The sequence below is a fragment of the Microcoleus sp. T3_B1 genome, from assembly GCF_036700445.1.
In the GTDB taxonomy this organism is placed as follows: Bacteria; Cyanobacteriota; Cyanobacteriia; order Cyanobacteriales; family Microcoleaceae; genus Microcoleus.
Genome location: NZ_JAUBOX010000012.1, coordinates 65,715 through 83,468 on the forward strand (window position 1 = coordinate 65,715; position 17,754 = coordinate 83,468).

17 protein-coding genes are annotated in these 17,754 nt (G+C 43.1%); 9 read left to right on the forward strand and 8 right to left on the reverse strand.

Going from position 1 to position 17,754, the window contains the following annotated elements; all coding sequences use genetic code 11:
* The first annotated feature begins 224 nt into the window (after positions 1–224).
* Positions 225–1,982 carry an arginine--tRNA ligase gene (argS, locus tag QT990_RS09165; protein ID WP_333465154.1) on the forward strand — a complete coding sequence of 586 codons (1,758 nt, stop codon included), beginning with the start codon at positions 225–227 and terminating at the stop codon, positions 1,980–1,982.
* A gap of 22 nt (positions 1,983–2,004) precedes the next feature.
* On the opposite strand, the gene QT990_RS09170 is transcribed toward argS, so the two are convergent.
* The 3 genes from QT990_RS09170 to QT990_RS09180 form a co-directional block, all read right to left on the reverse strand.
* Positions 2,005–2,403 carry a type II toxin-antitoxin system RelE/ParE family toxin gene (locus QT990_RS09170; protein WP_333465155.1) on the reverse strand — a complete coding sequence of 133 codons (399 nt, stop codon included), beginning with the start codon at positions 2,401–2,403 and terminating at the stop codon, positions 2,005–2,007.
* The gene (locus QT990_RS09175) at positions 2,393–2,884 is read right to left on the reverse strand and encodes a hypothetical protein (protein ID WP_333465156.1); all 492 of its coding nucleotides are present in this window, start codon (positions 2,882–2,884) and stop codon (positions 2,393–2,395) included. Before QT990_RS09175 ends, QT990_RS09170 begins: the two co-directional genes overlap by 11 nt.
* Before the next feature lie 79 nt (positions 2,885–2,963).
* On the reverse strand, positions 2,964–3,986 hold the full coding sequence (locus tag QT990_RS09180; RefSeq protein WP_333465157.1) for a hypothetical protein: 1,023 nt from the start codon (positions 3,984–3,986) through the stop codon (positions 2,964–2,966).
* 91 nt (positions 3,987–4,077) lie between these two features.
* On the opposite strand from QT990_RS09180, the gene QT990_RS09185 reads away from it, so the two are divergent.
* Together QT990_RS09185 and QT990_RS09190 are read left to right on the forward strand one after the other, a co-directional pair.
* Positions 4,078–5,370: a hypothetical protein gene (locus tag QT990_RS09185; protein ID WP_333465158.1), complete on the forward strand. Its 1,293-nt coding sequence runs from the start codon at positions 4,078–4,080 to the stop codon at positions 5,368–5,370.
* A 513-nt stretch (positions 5,371–5,883) separates the two neighbouring features.
* Positions 5,884–7,131, forward strand: a complete 1,248-nt coding sequence (locus QT990_RS09190; protein WP_333465159.1) for an L-lactate MFS transporter — start codon at positions 5,884–5,886, stop codon at positions 7,129–7,131.
* Between the two features lie 39 nt (positions 7,132–7,170).
* Here QT990_RS09190 and QT990_RS09195 read toward each other — a convergent pair whose 3' ends face one another.
* The 4 genes from QT990_RS09195 to QT990_RS09210 all read right to left on the reverse strand — a co-directional run bounded on the left by QT990_RS09195 (position 7,171) and on the right by QT990_RS09210 (position 9,456).
* A complete protein-coding gene (locus QT990_RS09195; protein WP_333465160.1) occupies positions 7,171–8,052 on the reverse strand; it encodes a YheC/YheD family protein in 882 nt (293 codons plus the stop codon).
* Positions 8,053–8,083: 31 nt separating this feature from the next.
* Positions 8,084–8,347 carry a hypothetical protein gene (locus QT990_RS09200; RefSeq protein WP_333139973.1) on the reverse strand — a complete coding sequence of 88 codons (264 nt, stop codon included), beginning with the start codon at positions 8,345–8,347 and terminating at the stop codon, positions 8,084–8,086.
* Positions 8,348–8,427: 80 nt separating this feature from the next.
* Positions 8,428–9,117 (reverse strand): ImmA/IrrE family metallo-endopeptidase, encoded by a 690-nt coding sequence (locus QT990_RS09205; RefSeq protein WP_242716182.1) that lies wholly within the window; start codon positions 9,115–9,117, stop codon positions 8,428–8,430.
* A gap of 15 nt (positions 9,118–9,132) precedes the next feature.
* A complete protein-coding gene (locus QT990_RS09210; RefSeq protein ID WP_006634885.1) occupies positions 9,133–9,456 on the reverse strand; it encodes a helix-turn-helix domain-containing protein in 324 nt (107 codons plus the stop codon).
* Positions 9,457–9,710: 254 nt separating this feature from the next.
* Here QT990_RS09210 and QT990_RS09215 point away from each other — a divergent pair, with 254 nt between their 5' ends.
* From QT990_RS09215 to QT990_RS09235, 5 genes are all read left to right on the forward strand, one after another.
* Positions 9,711–9,977, forward strand: a complete 267-nt coding sequence (locus tag QT990_RS09215; RefSeq protein WP_006634886.1) for a hypothetical protein — start codon at positions 9,711–9,713, stop codon at positions 9,975–9,977.
* Between the two features lie 142 nt (positions 9,978–10,119).
* Positions 10,120–10,821, forward strand: coding sequence for a hypothetical protein (locus QT990_RS09220; RefSeq protein ID WP_333465161.1), 702 nt, complete (start codon positions 10,120–10,122; stop codon positions 10,819–10,821).
* A gap of 59 nt (positions 10,822–10,880) precedes the next feature.
* On the forward strand, positions 10,881–11,249 hold the full coding sequence (locus QT990_RS09225; RefSeq protein WP_333465162.1) for a hypothetical protein: 369 nt from the start codon (positions 10,881–10,883) through the stop codon (positions 11,247–11,249).
* Positions 11,250–11,305: 56 nt separating this feature from the next.
* Positions 11,306–12,283 (forward strand): hypothetical protein, encoded by a 978-nt coding sequence (locus QT990_RS09230; RefSeq protein ID WP_333465163.1) that lies wholly within the window; start codon positions 11,306–11,308, stop codon positions 12,281–12,283.
* Positions 12,284–12,359: 76 nt separating this feature from the next.
* On the forward strand, positions 12,360–13,439 hold the full coding sequence (locus QT990_RS09235) for a hypothetical protein (RefSeq protein WP_333465164.1): 1,080 nt from the start codon (positions 12,360–12,362) through the stop codon (positions 13,437–13,439).
* Between the two features lie 191 nt (positions 13,440–13,630).
* On the opposite strand, the gene QT990_RS09240 is transcribed toward QT990_RS09235, so the two are convergent.
* Complete coding sequence (locus QT990_RS09240; RefSeq protein WP_333465165.1) at positions 13,631–13,987, reverse strand: CU044_2847 family protein; 357 nt, start codon at positions 13,985–13,987, stop codon at positions 13,631–13,633.
* Between the two features lie 149 nt (positions 13,988–14,136).
* Between QT990_RS09240 and QT990_RS09245 the strand changes: the two genes are divergently transcribed.
* Entirely contained in the window at positions 14,137–17,718 is a 3,582-nt protein-coding gene (locus QT990_RS09245) for an nSTAND1 domain-containing NTPase (protein WP_333465166.1), read from the forward strand.
* Positions 17,719–17,754: the final 36 nt, after the last annotated feature.

Genomic DNA, 17,754 nt, shown 5'->3' on the forward strand with positions numbered 1-17,754 from the left:
GTAGCGATCGCAACTGTGATAAAATGTACTATGTGTTAGCGCTGCCAGTGATTTTGATCCGATCAGCAGCTCAAAGCTAAGTACAAAATTTCCTAGTAGGTGGGGAGAGGGCCAGAGGGCCAGAGGGATAGGGGGAGAGGGAAATTACCTAAGTGGTAAGAGTATTATTGGCAAAAAGTGCTTAATCTAGAGTTTAAAATAAACCTCCAATCAAAATATTCAAGATGAACTCGATCGCCCAACAGTTAAAAGCAAAATTTGAAAAAGCATTCACCGCTGCATTCGGCGAAAGTTATGCAGGTGCAGATCCGATGCTAGCCGCCGCCAGCAATCCCAACTTTGGGGACTTTCAGTGCAACGCGGCGATGAGTTTGGGGAAAAAGTTAGGAAAGCCCCCACGGGCGATCGCCTCGACAATCATCGAAAACCTAGATATTACTGACATCTGCGAAACCCCAGAAATCGCCGGGCCTGGTTTTATCAATTTGAAGCTGAAACCGGCTTATTTGGAAGCGCAAATTAGTGCGATCGCGGGCGACTCGCGTTTGGGGATTGAACCGGCGAAAACGCCTCAGACAATCGCGATCGACTTTTCCAGTCCGAATATAGCCAAAGAAATGCACGTCGGACACTTGCGATCGACAATCATCGGAGATGCGATCGCCCGTACCCTCGAATTTCAAGGCCACGACGTACTCAGAATCAACCACATCGGCGACTGGGGCACCCAATTCGGAATGCTGATCGCATACTTGCGCGAAGTTCACCCCGAAGCCCTCACAACCGCTGACGCCCTAGACTTAGGCGATTTAGTCGCATTTTACCGCCAAGCAAAACAGCGCTTTGACACAGACGAAACCTTCAAAGAAACCGCCCGCCAAGAAGTAGTAAAACTGCAAGCAGGCGCCGAAGACACCCGCCGCGCTTGGAAATTGCTGTGCGATCAATCGCGCCGCGAATTCCAAGTAATATACGACTTGCTCGATATCAAATTAACCGAACGCGGCGAATCGTTTTACAATCCTTTATTGCCCGCAGTAGTCGAAGATTTAACCAATCTAGGTTTGCTAGTAGAAAGTGACGGCGCGAAATGCGTTTTTGTAGACGGTTTCACCAATAAAGAAGGCGAACCACTGCCGCTAATCGTCCAAAAAACCGACGGCGGCTACAACTACGCCACAACAGATTTAGCAGCAGTGCGCTACCGCATCCAAAAAGACAATGCAAAGCGCTTAATTTACGTCACCGATTCGGGACAAGCAAACCACTTTGCCCAAGTATTTGCAGTAGCCAGAAAAGCCAATTGGATTCCTGAAGATGTCGAAATTGTCCACATTCCCTTCGGTTTGGTATTGGGAGAAGACGGCAAAAAACTCAAAACTCGTTCTGGGGAAACGGTGCGGTTGCAGGATTTGTTAGATGAGGCGATCGTCCGCACGCGCCAAGATTTAGAAGAGAGATTAAAAGCAGAAGAAAGACAAGAGACTGAGGAATTCATTGCTAACGTATCTCGAACAGTTGGTTTGAGTGCCGTTAAGTATGCCGATTTAAGTCAAAATCGCGCCAGCAACTATATTTTCAGTTACGACAAAATGCTCGCATTGCAAGGAAATACCGCTCCTTATATGCTGTATGCTTACGTGCGCGTGCAGGGAATTCGCCGCAAAGGTGAGATTAATTTTGATAACTTAGATGCTGGTGCGAAAGTAATTTTGCAATCAGATGCAGAGTTGGTATTGGCAAAGCATTTATTGCAGTTGAATGAAGTTGTGAATGCTGTGGGCGGCGATTTGTTGCCGAATCGGATTTGTCAGTATTTGTTTGAATTGAGTCAAAAATTCAATCAATTTTTTGAGCAATGTCCGGTGTTGAAAGCTGAGGAACCGTTGCGGACTTCGCGGTTAATTTTGTGCGATTTGACGGCGAGGACTTTGAAATTGGGTTTGGAGTTGTTGGGGATTAAGGTATTGGAAAGGATGTAATCTAAGGTTGGTAGTGAGGACTTTAGTCCTTATCTTGTATTTCTTCTGTTGTTTCTCCTGGCTTTTCAATCAACTCATTAAATTCGCTGATAATTTCTAAAATTCGATCGGCGGCAATATCTGATTGTTCGGATTTTGAATAAATGGCAATCAAGATAACGATTGTCATTGTTTGAAGGTAGTAAATGAATCTATATCCAGCGCTTTTTCCTTTTTGAATGTCGCTGTTTTTAACACGCACCTTAAATATCTCGTAACCAATCCCAGGTATCGGAACTCCCAGCAACTCTCCAGCTTGTAGTTTTTCAATGATCGGCTGAACATCCGATCGAATATGGCGGTACTTTTTAGAGAGAGTCCGCAAGTCGCGTTGAAATTCTCGTGTAGGTATAATCTGCCTTAAAGGAGGATTATTCTGCATCAATTCCCTCCCACAGTTCAGAAAGCGGTACAGTCTCTCCTGTCATTGCTTCCTTCCATCCTTGACGAAAACACTCTTCTGCTGACTTCAACGTTTCGTCACAAAGAACAATTTCTTGTTTAGCTTGTTTGGCAGCAGCCACAAGTTGTGGTTGCGTTTTCTCGAAAGATTCCTCCCATTGAAGCTCATCTTTTAAGTCTGCGATATACTCTTTCAAGTATTCTGCTACTTGCTGCTGTAAAGTTTCTGGCAGAGACTGCATCATCTCGATCGCTGCATCAATACCTTCCCACAGTTCAGAAAGCGGTACAGTCTCTCCTGTCATTGCTTCGTGCCATCCTTGGCGAAAACAGTCTTCGGTTGACTTCAGCGGTTCCTCATCCGCAAGAACAATAACGCGAACTCGGCGATCGGCAAATTTGGCTGATTGCGCTACAATTTCTTCCCACGTTCCCTCTAGTTCTAGTAGTTGTGTTGTCATTTTTTTCATGGAATTGTGACTAAGTTTATTTTAGCGTGTGAAGAAGTGCGATCTAGTAGAATAACAGCAGCTTAAGGAATTATGGAGAAGAATTTAGAATTACTTTAATACCTTTTTCCAGTTTCTTAATTTCTGCCCATTGGGCATCAATCCAGGCTCTTTCAGCCTGACGTTGTGCAGGTGTTTCTTGCTGATATCTATCTTGCTTTTCGAGAAATTCATTGTAAAATCTCATGGCTTTAACCAAAGCTTGACTTCCTAGTTTCAATCTGTCATCAAAGATTGCATTGATGAAATTATCGATCGCGGTTGAAACCTGCTTTTTGAAATTTACAACCTCTTCCCATAAAAGATCGCCTAAACGGTATTTGGATAAATTATCCATAGCTATAATAAGTACAGACCTCAGTGATTTGGTATTCTCAGGCAAGTAAACAGTCGGCTGCTCAAATTTATTTGCTATCTGGCTAAAAGTGAAATTAATTTGATGATTCCACACATCTTTTGTCTGCTTATCTAAATTTTGGAAATACTGGGTAAGCACTTTTAAGTTAATCGTGCTAAGGTCTTGATCAACCAGATCCAGGCTGCGCTTAATGATTTGATGGATTTCCATACAAACAAGATTCATAACGATGGGAATATCTTTAATAAAATCATCCTTTTCTTTCCAGCCAATTCCTTTTTTGTGTTTTTTTGCTGCATCAATAAACCACTTTTGTTTCACGCGAACATCAAATATTTTATCCCAATAATCTTGAGATTGAGCGCTCGCCGAACTTTGACATTGACGACCTAGTTCATTAATTCTGACATGACAGCCGCTCAGTTCCCCAAGCTGTTGCCATATTTCCTGTTTTGAAGCTTGGATAATCCCAAGTTTACAAGTCCAAACGTCTTCAGCGCGATCGATATCGTTTCGGCATTTTTGCACAACTTTCTCAAGTCTGGTGGCTGATTCCCTCAATTCATCAAACCCAGGCTGGACAGACTTAATTACGGTTGTAGCAGATTTCTTAATTTCTAAGGATTTATCATCATCCGCCGCGACGAGAGCCGAATATTGGGCGATGTTCTGAAATGCTTTCAGGAATTCGTTCATCTAAGTAATTCCACTGTAGACTGACAGAGTTAACCATAATCAGATAATATATTATAATGTGTAATATTAATCGCTATTCAGGTAAAAAAATATGGTTTTTGTGTTTCCTCCTCACATACAGGCGGGTATTATCTCCGGCACTTATGAAGTCGTGAAGAATAGTGCAGGAGTATTATTGGGAATAGCTAGAGACAGGGCAACAGGTCACTTTGTAGGTGCCGCAATTGGGATGGTTGCCGAGCCGTTGTTAGCTATTCCAGATTTTGTATTAGGTGTAGGGCAAATGGTTCAAACAGATATGGGTTTTAAAGAAACTTACAAAAGACTAGATGTGATTCAGTATGGCTTAAACTCTCTCTCGGCTAATGTGGGCATTCTGTCAGCATCTACTGCCGTCATTGGTGTCGGCGTGGTGGCCATAGCGGCATTGTCAGCCGTTAACCTTCATCAGACCTTGAAAATGAGGGAAGATATTAAGGAATTGAAGCTAACAGTTACACACGGATTTATTGATATAGCGGCACTGCTGAAAGACGAGAAAGCAGAAGTTATTGCTGAAATTAAACTGTTAGCTGACAGCATTAATTTTGAGCAACATCGTTTAATCTTGAGTCAAGCTTATCAGAAATTCGCTCAAGCACAGAAACTCATTCAAAATGCTTTATTAATGGAAGATAAACATACCAGAAATGCTACATTGACAAGCGCACAACACATTTTAGCTAATGCTTTAGCTGACTATAATAATCCTGACTTATTCAAAGCCACTTGTGCCGTGGGCTATCTTCGTAGAGTTGAATGTGCTTGGGCAATTGAGCAGACAATTTCATTAACTTATCAATTGCTGAATGAGCCTGCGTCTGTAAGTAATTCCATTTCCCACCTCCAAGAAAGAATACGCCAAGACATTCTCACCGTTATTGAGCGCTGCACAAAAGATGAAATTGATTTTATATTTCCAGAAATCACACGAATTTACAATCAGGATCTAGCAGTTTTAAACTCTTGGCAAAATCAGGTAGATTGGATGCTAAGTTTATCGGCTGATGAGCGTAAACAATTGGCTAGTTTAAATATGGAAACGACACCAGTTTCAAATACTAATCAAGAAGTTGCTATAGTGGCAGAACCAGAAGAAATTGCACTCTACAAAAACTTGCAGCAAAAATCCCACTTCAAATCACTACGCGATCAATTGCGATTTTTGATAAAACCTAGCTTGCGTCAACAACATGAATCTTATATCAGTCAGAAAGCAACTACCTCTGGCTATAAAGCTTTAGCCCCCTCAAATTGGCAAGAAGTCAATGATTTAACTGTTGCTAACCTCTACTGGTATTTTCAAGGAAATGATGAATCAGCAAAGCAGATCGCAACAACATAGCCCTAGTTTGTCACTAATCAGCGAGTCGTGCGGCTGGAATTGGGTCGGTAGCTGAAGGTAAATCAACTTGTAGGGTGCGTCAGACTAAATTATAGATTGACAAAATAAGGGTTTGGGACTCTGACGCACCCTACTCTATATGCGAGTTGCTACATTAAATTAAAAAATGTGAATTTTAAGTTATTGGCTGAAACCTATTGCGCTTAAAGCCTTTCAGCTAATATACAGCTTACACCACATTCATCTAAATACGATCGACTACATTCAAATCGAGCTTTTTACAGCTTTTTGTTAACAATCAAGCTCTGCAAGATGCCTTTAAACATTGTTACGACAATTTGGTGATCGTTGCGATATCTCACAAAAATTTCCAAGTGGCGCGCAGATTTTAGTTAAGTTTAATATTTTTTTTACACAACTATTGCATCGGTAACAAACTTATAGTAAATTTACAATTTATCGTGGAATGCACAGCCATTACCTATTAATGCCTCCTCGATAAAATTTAAAAACATGAACGAAACAAAAGTTTTCGGAATGCCAGCAGAAAAAGGCCGCTGGTTGTTCGTTCCGCTGGGAATCACGGTCTTGCTTTGTCTGGGTACAGTTTATTCTTGGAGTATCTTTAGAAAGCCGCTAGAAAAGCAGCTCACTATCGGTGCAACGGATAGTTTATTGCCGTTTACCGTATTGTTAGTAGTTTTTGCCGTACTGATGCCAATTACCGGCTTTTTTATCGATCGATACGGTTCTCGCACCGTGACCGCAGTCGGCGGCGTCGTGACGGGAATCGGCTATATTTTATCGGCATTTGCACCTAATATTACTGTCCTGGTACTCACCTATGGAGTTATCGCCGGTGCCGGGGTGGGAATTGCTTACGGCGTACCGCTAGCAGTATCAGCCAAGTGGTTTCCCGATAAAAAAGGATTGGCAGTTGGGCTAACAGTAATTGGGTTTGGTTTGTCGCCTTTAATTACCGCACCGATTGCCAAATATTTAATCGATACCTATCAAATAGCGCAAACATTTCTGATTTTAGGCATCGCTTTTACCGTCATTATTTTGGCAATTTCGACCGTTTTGAAAATGCCGCCAACTGGATGGACGCCTGCGGGATTTGCTGCCGCCCGATCGGGAACAGCGGTAAATAGCCAGATCGCACCGATGATGAAATCTCCCGCATTTTACGGGCTGTGGGTGTGCTACACAATTGGCACGCTGGTGGGATTGGGCGCGATCGGAATTTCTTCTTCCGTGGCGCAGGAAATTATTAAATTAGACGCGGGAACGGCTGCGGCAACGGTTTCTCTGTTTGCCATATTTAACGGTATGGGGCGTCCGATGTTTGGTTGGATAACCGATCGATTTAAGCCAAAATATGCCGCAATCGCCAACTACATTCTCATCTTAATCGCATCGATTATGATGACTCAGGCGGGCGTTGGACAAGTCGCAACTTATATCATTGCGTTTTGTTTGTTCTGGCTGTCGTTAGGAGGATGGCTGGCGATCGCGCCCACGGCAACTTTAACTTTATTCGACCCCACAGACTACGCGAAAAACTACGGCATTGTGTATACAGCCTACGGAGTTGGAGCGTTTTTCGGTACAATTGCTGCGGGGAAAATTCGCGATACTTTTGGCAGCTATACCAACGCTTTTTACATTACGGCAATTCTTGCGGTTGTTGGCATCATCACCGCCGTGTTTGCGCTGAAGGGAGGGGTTAAAATTGCAGCCGAAGCCGATGTTTCTTAATCGGGATTTGTGCACCCCCGATCGCAGAAACCGGGTTTTTTAGGAAAATATGGGATTTGAGCCGTGAATATCGGTGAACAACCCAGTTTCTCGGCTTTTCCAATTTTCTAAGATATCTTTAAACATCTTTACAGCAATTTGGCGATCGTTATCTCTCACAAATATATCGTAATTGGGGCTTGAGTTAATTTCAATTAACCAATATGCTCCTTTTGTATCTAGGGCGATGTCAAGCCCCGCATAATTAATCGCAATTTCAGCAAAAACAGGTTTAACAAAATCTTCAATCTCAGACATGAGAGTGGGGTTAATTATATGTTTTGCTTTTGCACCTTCCCAGTGCAGCGGGCTTAAATTCCCCGCAAATTTAGCCTGAGATTTGTCTTTTTCGTACAGCAAAACTAGCTTTTCTTTGCAGAAGACAGCCCGATATTCGTGGGCAATTTCGATATATTCTTGAGCTAGCGCCACATGGTCATAATCTTTGCTGTTGACGTTAAATATAATTTCTAGGGCTTCTTTAATTTGCTCTGTAGTTTTACATAAAAAAACATTGTTGCCACCAGCACCGCGATTTCTTTTGAGAATCACCGGGAAAGCGAATTTTTTGTTTACTTCTAAAACTATTGATTCAATATCTGGGAAACTCAAATACTTTTTATACTTCTCCTCGCAGTGAGGCGAGACAAAACCGAGAGTTCTGGGAGTATTTATATTGCCGTTTAATAGTTGATAAGTATATTCTTTGTCTTTAAAAATTTCTGCTACTGACGCGCTGTTAAATGGCGTCATGTAATTGACAAAATAATATTCTTCGCCGCCATGTTTGAGTCTAATCAAGTTTTGGGAAGGATGCAGGATTTCGTAAGGGATATTTAATTCCTCACAAGCCGCCAGCAGGATTTGAATATTGGTTAGCATAAAATGCAATTTCAATTGTGAATTTTAACTTTCATTGTTTTTCATTTAAGGCTTTTTGCAGATATTCAAAAGTTTCTCGCTGTTCTTCTTCATCTCCTTCTTTTGCCCATTTATCTAGCCATTCTATTGCAGCTAAATTATTCTGCATTTGTTCTTCCTTCGTCCTTTTCGGAAGCAGAGGCAAGGTATTGCTATTAAAAGGATTTATCCATTGACTTAATCGCATATCGACCACTTCAGCGATTATGGCTTTCAGTTCTTCAACTGTCAGGTCTGCTACTCGTTTGGTTTCCATTTTGCAACCTCATTCTTTCAAAGTTATCTGAAAAAGTTGAGATTCGAGAATCTCTCTCAAACCTCAAATTCTATCAAATTCTATCCAAACAACCGCTGTTGTCCGTTGGCCGCATCTTTCCCGGCATAAATCTCGCGAGTTCCCTTGGGAATGTAAATCCAATCGAATTCTTGCAAGCGGTTTGTTAAATTGGAAATGCTCACTCCCAATTCATCTCTCATTTTGTATAAATGCGACCACTTAGTTAAATCGCGTCCCTGTCTTTTTTCCTCCAAAATACACCGAGGCATCAACAAACAGCTTGCAAAATATTGCGCTTGCCATTCGATCGACAAAACCTTATTATCCGCACTCGCACCCCGACAAACAAACGGTTCCTCGACATCAGATGCCGTTTTTCCTTCATTCCCTAAGTTTAATTCCAACTGTTCCACAGTGCCGTCTGCTTCGTCTTGATTGACGTGTAGCACCCAGTGGCCGATTTCGTGGGCGATCGTCGATTCGATGAACCCCGGCGGTTTTTCGAGAATCTGTTCGTTGATTTCGATTAACCGCTGCTGCGGCAAAATCCTCGCCGCGATCGCACCTTCTTCATCCGGCTCAATGCACTCCCAAACTACGCCCAAATCCAGAAAATCAGCAACCGTTGTCGCATCAAAAGGCCATCTCGGAGCAAAATTTTGCGTTTTCTGCATCTGCATCAAGATGTCATTTGCCAAACGCTCGATCGATTCTTTGGGATAGAAGCAATACGGCTTAAAAATACTCACTATGAGGGGCCTCTCTTACGCTTCAAAAGACTGTTTGAGCCAATCTGGATTTTCTTGCATTCGGCGGAAAAGAGCCTGCATTTCCTTCGGATTCTGCTTCAGCAGCGCTTCGTACTGCTGCGGCAGTCTCCCGGCCAGGAAAATCAATTCCTCTTCGTTTATGTCTAGATTCCGCGCTAATGCTCGGATTACCTCCTCTTTTGGCGCATAATCCGCTCGATCGTTCTCCAACTTCGACAAATAAGTAAAGTCCACACTTAGCATAGCTGCTAGCTCACGTTGTGAGTAAGCTTTGTCCTTGCGAGCTTGACGGATCAGTCTTCCAAATGTTTGTTCCACGGTTTTTCGCCTCCTGACAAGCATTCTAGCCTGTTTTGATGAAAAGTTCAACAAAACACTTGACGGGAAAATCAACCCGCGCTACCATGAGGTTAGTTGACGGTTTAATCAACCAACGGAGCCTGACTGGTAGGGTTAAGGGTGCAAATTAGCCCAGCTCACACGCTACATATAGCGTCGTCAACTTCAGAGGAGTGAGAAGCGCTGGGCGTCAAAACGCTTGTACGCAGCAAATAAGGAGGAGCAGATCGCAAATGCTGAGAACCTGGACAGACACGCATTACAAGCTCGAAGACGATGACTGGCTATACATCGCCACCCACGAAGAACAAAGCTCAGCCTCACTGGTTTGTCCCGGCTACGCGCGGGATGGCGAAGGCTTCAGCATCCACTTCACCCCAGCGCACCTAGAAACGTTAGAGCATTTGCTCGCCGCGCTGCGGATTATCAAAGCTCAACAAGAGGCGATGCTTGAGTATACCTATCCCGAACCAAAAGCAACAACACATCTCATTAGGTAATCGAAGGAAGAAGGAAGAAGGAAGAAGGAAGAAGGAAGAAGGAAGAGGGAAGAAAAATAATTCGATTGTTGTGAGTTCCCAATTCCCAATTACCGATTCCTAATTGTCAGAACATAAATCAATAACTAAGGAAAAACGAACAATGACTAAAACACAAGAAAGACCTACATTTTCAGTATTTGGTGCCAAACCGAGCAATGCTTTGCTAGTACCGGAAATCCCGATCGCAGTACGTAACAATTGCCAAAGCGGCCAGTGGACGATCGGCGATACAGACTACGGTTCCAAGTGTTCCATGACAATCCTCAAATTCTCCAAATTCTTCGGTTCCCTCGGTCAAACTTCCCACACACTTTGGGGTCAACTGTGGTTTGTCGCAGAAACCGGCGAACTGCCGCAAGGAGTTGTCATGGTGACCTACATCAAAAACCGCAGCTTGAACGATTTTAACCGCTTGGTAGCATCAGTTCAATCTCGCGGCGTAGAGCCTGCAACCGGGATTTTTATTCCCGAATTTGTCAAACATTCCGGCCAGAAACCAGACGACAGCGGAGTAGTAAAACCGATCAACTACTACAGCTTGAAATGGTCTTGGAACGAGCGGAAAGATTGGGCGGTTATCGACCAAGCCGCAGCAGTTTTGTCAGATTCTAGCAATCAATCGCGGATGATTGACTTAGAAGGAACAAAAGCAATGGTGTGTTTAGATAACCTGCCGGCGCAGCAAGTTGCCTCCTTGATGGCTGCTCACGCTGGCGGTGAAAGCGATGCTATTGCTTTGAATTCCAACGGCGCTATGTCGCTACCGCCAGCCGAAGACCAATTAACTGCTGACTTGTTCTAATTCTGTTGTAAAGGCGCGATTTAATCGCGCCTTTACCATAACTGTTACAACAGAGTGAAATGAAGAAATTAACCAAGCTGAAAACCAAACCAAACCTGCAAGAAAGCCGTTTGAAAGAGAATCTTGAGCTGCTAGACCAAATTCGGGCAGACGCAGTTAACGACATCGAAAGTCTCACCCAAGACTTCCAACACATGACTTTAGTTGCCGAATCCGTCCAGCGGAATTACCGAGCTTTGTTAGCCGAAAATCAACTGCTAAAAGGCACACTTTTAAGTATAATTGATGAGTGCGGCTGCTGGCAAGGAAATCGGTGCGATCGCTGCTGGAAAATTCTCAGAACTCTAGCCAGCGCCAATCCCGAAGAAAAACCCGACGCAGCCAGAAAATACCAAGCTATTCTCAGCCAACTCCGCAACTTTGAATAACTGAAAACGTTTCACTAAAAAATCTCGAAAACTTAGAATCAGGAGAAGAAACAATTATGACAGTAGCAACTGCCAAGGATAGCAAAACCCAAATTTTGCAAAACTTTCAGCAGATTTTAGCAGACAAAAAAAAGATCGAATCCAAAGTCGAAACCAAAGAAGAGTCAGCCGAAAAAGCCAAAAATAAACAACTCCTCGAAGTCGCTTCCACCTACACAATTGACAGCATCGTCAAAGGCTTGGCAGACTTGCAATTAGATTTCGGCAGCATCACCAGCGGACTTTCGGAAAAACTCAAGGCCGAATCTTCAAAATTAGACGAATTAAAACGCGCGATCGAAATTGAAGCAGAACAATTGCAAGAGTTGCAGCAAATCAGAGTTGTAGCAGACGCCCTCCACATTTTAACTCAAGAGCACCGAGAAAAATTTACTCTGCTCGAACAAAACAGCGCCAACCAGCGCGAACTTATCGAAAAAGACACGACCCAAAAACGCAAGATTTGGGAAAAAGAACAGCAAGAGTTTGACATAGCAATTCAAGAACAAATTGCACTAACAACAAAAGAACACCAGCGGGAAACAGCAGATTATCACTACGAATTAGAACGCACCCGCAAAGTCGAAACTGACGAATACGAAGAAACAAAACGCAAACTAGAACGGGAATTGCAACAATCTACTCGCGAAAAAGAGAAAAACTGGGTAGAACGCGAACAAGTCCTGAGTGACAATCAAGCTGAGTTTGAAGAGAATCAAAAGAAAGCCGCTGGATTTGAAGAAGAACTGAAACAGGCTTATGTCAAAGCCAAAGAAGAATCTATTCAAGAAGTTTCCCGCGAAGCTAAAGTCAAGGCAGATTTAGTGGAGAAAGAATGGGAAAGCACTAAGCAAGGATATGAATTGAAAGCGCAATCTTTGCAGCAGACTATTGAGCGACAAACCGAACAAATTGCCGAAATTTCCGCGCAACTCCAAGCGACTATGAAGCAAGCGCAAGACTTGGCAATGAAAGCTTTTGCCAGCAAAGCTTAAAACCCAGTAAGGTGTGCAATACACACCTTACGAAAAAATGACAGAAATTTTCCCAACAATTAAGGAATGAAAAGTCATGAACAAAAGAGTTAGCGACAAAAGCACCAAGGCTGAAATTTTAGAAGCGTACAAGGAAGCAGCGCAAGAAAAAGCGCTGTTAGAATCGCAAATCCAACAGCTAAACGCTTCCCAAAAGCAAACAGCAGCCCCCGAAAAACCTATTGTGGAGGCACAAAAACCAATGGCTTTAACTCAAAATCCACAAAAAATGCAGTCTACAATCGACAATTTGATTTTGCTGCAATTTGGCTTTGGTGGTGCTGTCAGCGAGTTGTCGGAGAAATTAACTTCCGAAGCTGCTAAACTCGAAGAATTGCGGCGCACTGTGGGCGAGGAAATTCAACAACTGCAAGAGTTGCACAGTTTAGAAGATGTTGCAGAAGATACGCTGGACAATTTAATTCAACAGTACGAAGAAAGCGCGAAAACTTTTGCTGGCGAACTCAGCGAACAGCGCGAAACTGTTGAACAGGAATTGTTGGAACGCCGGCAAGCTTGGGAAAAAGAACAGGAACTGCAAAAGTTGGCTGTTAAAGAACGCAATGAGAATCACCAAAAAGCTCGCGATCGGGATGAAGAGTTGTATGATTATGATTTGAATCTTCAGCGAAATCTGGACATCGAAGAATACGAACAGCGCCAGAAAAGGCTGTATCAAGAAATCGAAGAGTTTCAGCAAGAACAGGAGAAACAGTGGGCGGAACGCGAAAAATCTATTTCGGAACGGGAAAAACTTTATGCTGAGGTTAAAGCTAAGGTAGAAGCTTTCCCGAAAGAACTGGAAGCTAATATCAAGAACGGGAAAGATAACGGCCGCAATATTGGCAATTACCAAGCTAAAGTTAAGGCTGATTTGTCTGCTAAAGATATCGAAGGGCAAAAGCAAAATTATGAACTGCAAATTCAAGGGATGTTGCAGACAATTCAAAATCAAGATGCGCGCCTTGCTAGCTTGTCGAAACAACTGGATTCTGCTTTGAAACAGGTTCAAGATTTGGCGGTGAAGGCGATTGAGGGTTCATCGAATTTGAGTTCTTTGCAAGCAGTCAGGGAAATTGCGATCGAACAAGCGAAGACTCAGCAAAAAAATAAGTAGATAAGTAGTCCCTTTAGATACCCGATTTCTTGAAGAAGTCGGGTATCTGCCGTATTGAATGAGCGCATCACTCGGCGGTTGAAACCGCTCCTTGTCAAACGAAGTCCGCCTGCGCGGACTAAGAGAAAGTGCGTATTCTGTGTTGTTAGGTGGGTTTACTTAATTAGCTGCGATTAAGGATTAAGAACGGTTTAAGACTTTTCGCTTGCAGCAGATTTAGGAAACTTGCACTTTACCTCAATTTCTAAGTTGCCTTCTGCTGAACCTTCAGTAATGTAGGGGATGCCAGCTTTGCCACCCATTTTGATACCAAATTTCAGTGTTAGTTCTTCAACCTCAGCCGCACCAAAATCTTTAAAAGCCGTGACAGCATACATAGCATAACTGCGAATTAGCACGCGAGCTTGCTGCATCCGGTTAATCGCATCGCTTCGCACGTCCCTCTCTTCGTCATAAGGACTATCCTCCTGTGAGGTTGCAGCTTCGTCCATTGTGACTTCGTATACTTCACCATCTGCTTTAAAAGCGAAACGCTGTAATTCTGACATAATGTTACCTTTTGTTAAGTTTGTGTAGAGTTTGCTTAAAGATCGAGCTGGCTTCCGAAAAGTTGAGTTATTCTAGCGATAGAATTAAAACAGCAATTCAGGGTGCGTGTCAACTAAGGCAGTATTTTTTTAAATCCAGGTTGAACTAAATGGCTCGTTACGCCCTTGTTATTGGTATTGCTCAGTATCAAAGCTCCAACCTCAAACCCCTCTCTAAAGCGGCTACTGATGCTGAAGTTGTTGCACGGGTATTAGAGGAATATGGTCAGTATACTGTTACTCGGCTGCCACATCGCTGGAACGCTGAGAGCCAGCGTTTTGAAGTAGCACAGCAAAAAAGTGTTTCTGCTGATGAGGTATGCGAAGCTCTGCAAAATTTGCTCTTGGAACGAGGTACGAAAAGTGATGTACTGATTTATTTTGCCGGTCACGGTCTGACTTTTTTTGATAACTTGGGGGAGCAAAAAGGAGCATTGGCTACTTCCGACTGTCAGGTGGAAATGGTGGGAAGACAGGTGGTCAATTATAAACACGGGATTGATTTGTCAAGCCTCAATCGGCTAATTAAAAAGTCGGATATGAGCAGTTTGGTAATGTTGTTGGACTGCTGTCATAGTGGATATTTTCTTGAAAGTCAGCTAGTGCAACAAACTTTAACCGCTTTCAGTACACAAAAGGATTATTATTTAATTACGGCTTGCCGGAGTTTTGAGACTGTAAAAGCTTTGGCGGGGGAAGCACACGCCATTTTTACAGGAGCTTTGCTGAAGGGTTTGGCCTCGGAAAATGCTAGTAGAAATGGGCAGGTCAGTGGCGATCGCCTATTTGATTATATCAGCAATGAACTTAAGGGCACTCAGTGGGGGCAAGAAGCGATTCGTATGGGCTGGGGCCGCTGCATTACTCTGGTAACGTATCCGCAACTAGAGACTTCGGCTACTGAAATTAATTTCGATCGCGAAAATCCCTATCTGGGACTCTATGCTTTTGAAGCTGAACAAGAGAAGTATTTTTGTGGGCGGGAGGAAGCAGTTCGGACGCTGATTACTCACCTGACAAATAGCCGTTTTCTATCTGTTATCGGCTATTCTGGTTCTGGCAAATCTTCTTTAATAAAAGCGGGATTGCTGCCACAGTTAAGTCGGGATAGAATTCCTGGTAGCAGTAAGTGGCCCGTTGAATCTTTTACCCCTGGTAAGCACCCCCTCGGAAAACTGGTGGATATTCTAGCTCGACATCGAGAGCAGAATCAGCTTTTTGTAATTTTTATAGATCAGTTTGAGGAGATATTTACTCTCTGTGAAGATGAAGCCGAGCGACAGGGTTTTATCCGCCTGATTGCAGAGGAGATGAAGGATTCTGAGCGAAAGAGCCGGATGATTATTGCACTTCGTGGAGATTTTTTAATTCGCTGCGGTAATTATCCAGAAGTTTTAAATTTGATCAATCACATTCCGACTACAACTTATATTGTCAAGTCGCTAGGGATTGAAGAGTTGCCAGAGGCGATCGAGAAACCAGCCGAACTGCACGGGGTAAAATTTGAACGGGGGTTAGTATCCCAAATTGCCCAAGATGTTGCCGGTCAACCGGGAGCATTACCGTTGTTACAATATGCTTTGAAGGAGTTGTGGCGAGTCTGCATAGAAAAACCCGAATCACCAGAGCCGTTACTGACGAAAAAAGGCTATGAAGAAATTGGCGGTGTTCAAGGGGCTTTGGAAAATCGAGCTAATGTGATCTACCAAAGTCTTAGTGAGGGCGATCGCATTTTTGTACGCAAACTGTTTATGGAATTGGTGCAGTTGGGTGAAGGTAATGAGGTAACGCGCCGCCGGGTTGATTGGGATAGACTAAGGGCGATCGCGGATTCTCCAGAGCAGTTAGAGCGGGTAATTGGGTTGTTGGCTGGGGCGCAGCAGCGTTTAATTATTGTGGATGAAAACACGGTGGAAGTGGCCCATGAAGCTCTGTTGTGTCGCTGGAAGTTACTGAGTGATTGGATTGAAGAGGATCAGGAGAATATTCGGATTTCTCGGCGCTTAGAGGTAGCTTGTCGGGAGTGGGAAGAAACGTATGGTAAGTCTGATGATGCGTTGTTGACGGGTGCGCGATTGGCGGAGGTTGAGGAGTGGGAGAAGAGGGTACAGCGGAATTTGACTGAGGATGAGAGGGAGTTTTTGCGGAAGAGTGTGGGTAGGCGCGATCGGGAGATTCAAGCTCAATTAGAACAAGAGCGGCAACTGCGAGAACTTGCCGAAGCTAACGCTAAAGTCGAAGCAGCAAGAGCTGAAGAGGAAAGAGCTAAAACTATAGCTCAGATGGAAAGAGCGCTCGCGGCCGAAGACAAAGTGAATGCAGAAGCGGCAAGAACGAGAGAAGCAGAAGCTAGAGTAAGAGTTCAAAAGCACAGAACGAGGTTAGCGATCACTGTTGGAATGCTTACCGTTTTTACTTGTGGATTTTGGTTTATTGGCCAGCGGTATAAACAGCAAGCTAAACTCAACAAATTAGTTGCTATTGGTGCTATTAAAGACTCAATCTCAACATCCGAACGCCTCTTTGATGCGGGTGAGCAGCTTGATGCTTTGATAGCAAGCGTACAAGATATCAAAAAATTAAAAGATACAGCTCCAGAGAATACTCGCGAACTAACTCGCATTAAAGCTATTCTTGATAGGGTACAGGAAAGAAATAGGATAGAGGGTCACACCGGCTCGGTTAATGGTGTAAGTTTAAGCCCTATAGAACCAAAAATTGTTTCTGCAAGCTCCGATCGCACACTTAGAATGTGGGGGCTGAATGGCACTCCTTTAAAAACTCCTAATGTTATGAAACATAATGATACAATATGGGCAGTAAGCTTTAGCCCTGATGGAAAGTATATTGCCTCAGCAGGTAAAGATAGAATAGTAAAGTTATGGAATAAAGAAGGGAAGTTCATTCGTAGTTTTTCAGGTCATACTAAGGACATTAATTCAGTAAACTTCGCTCCTGATAGTAAAATTATTCTTTCTGCTAGTAGCGATGGTACTGTGAGGCTGTGGCCAATCACTCCAAACTCACCGAATACCCTGGTAGAATCTCTGATTATTCGCGCACATCAAACCCGAATTTGGGGCGCGGAATTTAGCCCTGATGGTAAGCTAATTGCCTCTGCTAGCGATGATGGGACAATCAAAGTTTGGAAAAGAGATGGTACTTTTATTGCCACGCTCTCAGGACATACTGCCGCTGTTAGATATGTCACTTTTAGTTCTAATAGTAAGATTATTCTTTCTGCTAGTTCCGATAACACGCTTAGGCTTTGGGAATGGAAAACTGACCCTAAAAATTTTCATACAAAAGAATTTGCTAGAGTGCAAAAACCTTACCTGGTAAGATTTAGCCCGAAAGATAAATTGATTGCTGCTAGTAACGGAGTAGATTCAACAGTACGAATTTGGACGACCACTCAAGGTACTCAAGAACGCTATATAATAGGCCGTCATAAAGACATAGTTTCTGACTTCAACTTTAGTCTGGACAGTAAAAGTATTGTTACCGCAAGTGGCGACAGAACTATCAGAATATGGAGTTTAGAACCGTCTGAAACTTCCTCATCTCAAATAACTCCAGATGCTCTTTTAAGAAAGAGCTGTAATTTACTTTATGATTATTTAGAAAGTAACGTAAAAGTTCGCAACCATTATCAGAATATTAAAGAGATGTGCCTAAAATATAAAAACTGACTCTTTCTGAGTTAGAATACAAGTTAAATTAACCTA